Origin of the sequence: Nitratireductor sp. GCM10026969, from assembly GCF_042660605.1 — a bacterium.
Classification (GTDB): domain Bacteria; phylum Pseudomonadota; class Alphaproteobacteria; order Rhizobiales; family Rhizobiaceae; genus Chelativorans.
The window spans coordinates 1-4386 of the sequence record NZ_JBHSUM010000234.1 but is presented as its reverse complement, the minus strand read 5'-3'; the positions used below and the strand labels follow the sequence as shown (position 1 = coordinate 4386).

Below are 4386 nucleotides of genomic sequence, written 5' to 3'. Positions count from 1 at the left end.
CGCCGGCGATGGCGCAGGCATGCGCGAAGGCGTCGCCGGCCTCACGCAGCGGGACGAGGTTGTAGGGCGGGGGCAGATCGATGGCCCGGTCGGTGACGGATGGGCGCAAGGGCATTTTAAGCCGTGTGTTGATGAGTGCGGCCAATCATTATAATACTTCTAAAGTGGCAACGCTACCGATGGGCGGCGGTGCGCCACGGGAGTTGAAATGACCCTAGAGAAACGGCGGAAGGTACTGGTCTGCTCCTGCGAAGCGAGCATGCCGGACTATGGCGACAGCGTCGCGCGCGGATGCCGGGGCGCCGAGGTCGAAACGGGAAACCAGTTCTGTGGCGCCGAGCTCGACCGGGTGCGCGCCTTCCTGGGCGGCACCGACGCGGTGACGATCGGCTGCACCCAGCAGGCGCCGCTCTTCAGGGAGGTCGCCGAAGATCTCGGCTTCGCCGGCGAACTGGCCTTCGCGAACATCCGCGAGACGGCGGGCTGGGCCGAGACCGCGGCGCAGGCCGGACCGAAGGCCGCCGCCCTCATGGCCATGGCCGCCGAGTCCGCCGAGGCGCCGGCGCTCGTAACGCTTTCCAGCCGGGGCGTGATCTTGATCTATGGCCGTGACGAGACGGCGATCGAGGCGGGGCGGCAGCTTGCCGACAAGCTCGACGTGACCGTCCTCCTGTCACGGCCGGGCGAGGTGATGCCGCACCGGGTGTGGGATTTTCCCGTGGCGAAGGGGACGATCCGCAATGCGCATGGCCATCTCGGTGCATTCGAGCTGACGGTGGACGATTTCGCCGTGCCGTCGCCCTCCTCGCGGGAGAAGCTGCGGTTCGGGCAAGCGCGCAACGGCGCGGTCTCGCATGCCGACATCGTGCTCGACCTCTCCGGGCAAACGCCGCTTTTCCCGGCCCATGAATTGCGCGACGGCTATATCCGGGTCGATCCCGGCGACCGGGCGTCCATTGCCGAGGCGATCTGGAAGGCCGCCGACCTGGTCGGTGAGTTCGACAAACCGCGCTTCATCGATTTCTCCGATTCCCTGTGCGCCCATTCGCGATCGCGGATCACGGGCTGCACGCGCTGCCTCGACCTGTGCCCGACGGGCGCCATTGCGCCGGCTGGTGATCACGTTGCGATCGACGCGGAAGTCTGTGCCGGGTGCGGCAATTGCGCGGCCGTCTGCCCGACCGGTGCCGCCGCTTACGCCTTGCCTGCCGCCGACGCGCTTCTGCGGCGGGTTCGCACACTTCTCCTCACCTATCGAAGTGCGGGAGGTCATGAGCCGGTCGTGCTGTTCCATGATACCGGCCACGGCGAGCCACTTATCGACGCGCTCTCCCGTTTCGGGCCCGGACTCCCGGCCAATGTCTTGCCGGTGGCGGTGAACGAGATCACGCAACTGGGCATTGAAGCCTGGGCCGCTTCCGTGGCGTGGGGCGCCTCCGCGGTCAGGGCGCTCGGCCCCGCCAAGCCGAAACACGATTTGGCGGGTCTTGCGGCAAACATCACCATCGCGAACCTTCTGACGCATTCCCTCGGCTATGGCTCCGAGGCCTGCGGATTGATCGAAGCCGACGATCCCGACATCCTTCGCTCTGCGCTCGACCAGGTGGTCCCCGGTACGCCTTCGTCCCGGCCGGCGACATTCCTCCCTGTCGGCAAGAAACGGGACCTTCTGAGAAACACGATGGTCGAATTGCACCGCGCCGCGCCGATGCAGGCCGACCGTGTGACGCTGCCGGCCGGCGCTCCCTTCGGAAGCCTCGACATCGACACAGACGGGTGCACGCTGTGCCTTTCATGTGTATCGGCCTGTCCGACAGGTGCGCTCTCCGACAGCGAGGACAAGCCGGCCCTCTATTTCGCCGAGAGCGCCTGCGTGCAATGCGGACTTTGCGCGGCCACCTGCCCGGAGGACGTGATCCGGCTGGCGCCGCAGCTCGATTTTGAGGCCTGGAGGGCGCCGCGCCGGCTGGTGAAGGAGGAAGAGCCCTACTGCTGCATCCGCTGCGGCAAGCCGTTCGGCACGAAGAGCACGGTCGAGCGCATCGTTGCCACGCTCGAAGGCAAGCACTGGATGTTCGCGGGCGAGAACGCGCGGCGAATCGACGTGGTGCGGATGTGCGACAATTGCCGGGTCGAGGCGGTGACCAACGAAGGGTTCGATCCCTATGCCAGCCCCGCTCGGCCAGCGCCACGCACGTCGGAAGACTATCTGCGCGACCGCGAGACGAGTGGCGACAAGCCGGGCCAACATTGACGGGGCAGAGTGGAACGCGAATGGTCGGCGCCCTGTCGCGCGCTGCCTTGAAGGCCGGGCGCTCCCCAACCCGTCATCCCGGAAGCCGCAGCGGAGCGGAGGCTGTCCGGGATCCATTCCGGAACGCGGAAAGGCCACGGAATGGTTTCCGGCTCGCGGTCACTTACGCTCCCTTGGCGGGATGACGGACGTCGGCGACGTCCCGTCGACAGTGGGAGGGAGAACGCGAACACATCCCGCCCTCAGTCGACAGTCTCCCTTTGAAGAAAGCGGATGAGGGCGGCGCGGGTTTCGTCGTTATTGATCGTCTGTTCCGGCATCTTGGTGCCGGGCGTGTAGGTGCTTGGTCCCACCTCGAAAAGCTCCGACACCGTTTCCGGCGTCCAGACGATATCCATGTCGCGAAGCGCCTGCGAATAGCGATAGCCCGGGACGGAGGCGATCCTGCGGCCGAAGATGCCGTGAAGGGTGGGCCCGGCGCGGTTGCCGTCTTCCGGGTCGAGCGTGTGGCAGGCGACGCAGGCGCGGAAGGCCTCCGCCCCCGGATCGCCGGCAAACTCGGCCAGCGGATCGGTCTCGCCGGCCGCGACCGTGCCGATAGGCTCGCCGGTTTCGACGTTCCATTGGCGCACGACGCGGTCCGCACTGCCGGTCAGGAGCGTCTCGCCGTCCGGCGTGAAGGCAAGGGACCAGACCGGCATGCCGGGGCTGTTCAGTTCGTGCACGGGCGCGAGATTCGCCGTATCGAGCAGGACGATGGCATCCCGGATGCCGGCGGCAGCAAGATGTTTTCCGTCCGGCGAAGCAGCAAGCGCGACCACCGGTGCCCGGGCGACACGCGCTTCGGATAGAAGCGTGCCGTCGCGGTCGAGCACGCGCAGCTTTCCATCGGCCCCGCCGACGGCAAGACGGTCGCCGGGCAGTGCCGCGAGCGTATTGAGCGGGGTGGACAGGGGCACGCGCACCGGCGCCGCGCTGGCATCTTGCGGCCAGAAAATCAGATTTGCGTCGTAACCCGCGCTGACGGGCATGCCGTCGGCGAGGAAGGTCACCGCATTGACATTCCCCGCATGGCCCTCGAGCACGCGCGCATCTCCTCCCGCAAGCGGCCAGAGCCGGACAGTGGTGTCCCAGGAGGCGGAGGCGAGGGTGGATCCGTCGGGCGAGACGGCGAGCGCCGTGACGGGTGCGGTATGCCCTTCGAGCACGCGGGCCGGGGCGTCTCGGCCCGGCTCCCAGATCGCAATGCGTGAATCCGCGCCGGCGGTGGCGAAGCGGCCGTCGGGCAGGACCGCGACGGCATTCACCTCGTCGCCGTGGAAAAGCAGCACCCTGCGCGCTTCGCCAGTTTCGAGCGACCAGACGATGGCCCTCGTGTCGAAGCTGCCGGTGATCGCGGCCGTTCCCTCCGGTGCCACGGCGATCGCCCGCACGGGTCCGCCATGACCCCTGAGTTCCATCCCGCCCGCCGCCGTGCTGAGCAGGAGGAGGGCGGCCGTCAGGAAGCGTGGAGCGCGTCTCATATGCATTGCGTAGCGAATCATTCCGTGTTCCGCTAGCCGGGCAGCTTTGCGAAGCTACCTTAAAAGAGATCAACCCGACGGTTCGACCGTCCCAGACTATCGAGGCAATCTATGACCCGGAACATGGAAGTCGATCCCTTCAACGTGTCCATGCGGAAGTTCCTGAAGCAGGTCGGCGTGACGTCGCAGCATGCGATCGAGAAGGCCGTGGAGGATGCAGGACTGCAGGGCAAGGGGACCCTAACCGTGAAGGCCGTGATCACGGCGGAGGGCACGCCCTTGAACCATGTGGTGGAAGGTGAAATCGATCTCGGCTGATCGCCGGGGCTATGCCGCACCATGACCATTCAGGTGAAGATCTTGGAAGGTCAGGTGTAGAAGCGGATCTTTCCCGCCGGGGTCGCGTCATACCCCGTGAGTTCGGCAGCGCGGCCGCCGAGGCCACCCTGGGCCAGGAAGGTGATCAAAGCCTGGAGCGACGGCTGAAAATAGGTCCGCTGGCGCATCAGGAGATCGAAGTTCTCCCATAGCAACGGCACGAATTCGAGGCCCGCCGCGCGCGCTGCCGCGCGGGTCGCGACCCCGCAATCGGCCTGGCCGGTGCGGATC

At 66.9% G+C, this 4386-nt stretch carries 4 protein-coding genes; 2 read left to right on the top strand and 2 right to left on the bottom strand.

Features of this window, described 5'->3' with window-relative positions; all coding sequences use genetic code 11:
* Positions 1-208: 208 nt before the first annotated feature.
* Entirely contained in the window at positions 209-2254 is a 2046-nt protein-coding gene (locus ACFP9U_RS24040; RefSeq protein WP_378625309.1) for a 4Fe-4S binding protein, read from the top strand.
* A gap of 242 nt (positions 2255-2496) precedes the next feature.
* Here the strand turns inward: ACFP9U_RS24040 and ACFP9U_RS24035 are convergent, their stop codons facing one another.
* Entirely contained in the window at positions 2497-3798 is a 1302-nt protein-coding gene (locus ACFP9U_RS24035) for a c-type cytochrome (protein WP_378625307.1), read from the bottom strand.
* A gap of 90 nt (positions 3799-3888) precedes the next feature.
* On the opposite strand from ACFP9U_RS24035, the gene ACFP9U_RS24030 reads away from it, so the two are divergent.
* Positions 3889-4095: a DUF6494 family protein gene (locus ACFP9U_RS24030; protein WP_378625306.1), complete on the top strand. Its 207-nt coding sequence runs from the start codon at positions 3889-3891 to the stop codon at positions 4093-4095.
* Positions 4096-4145: 50 nt separating this feature from the next.
* Here ACFP9U_RS24030 and ACFP9U_RS24025 read toward each other — a convergent pair.
* Positions 4146-4386 (bottom strand): substrate-binding domain-containing protein (locus ACFP9U_RS24025; RefSeq protein WP_378625304.1); only part of this gene is annotated, 241 nt, incomplete at its 5' end.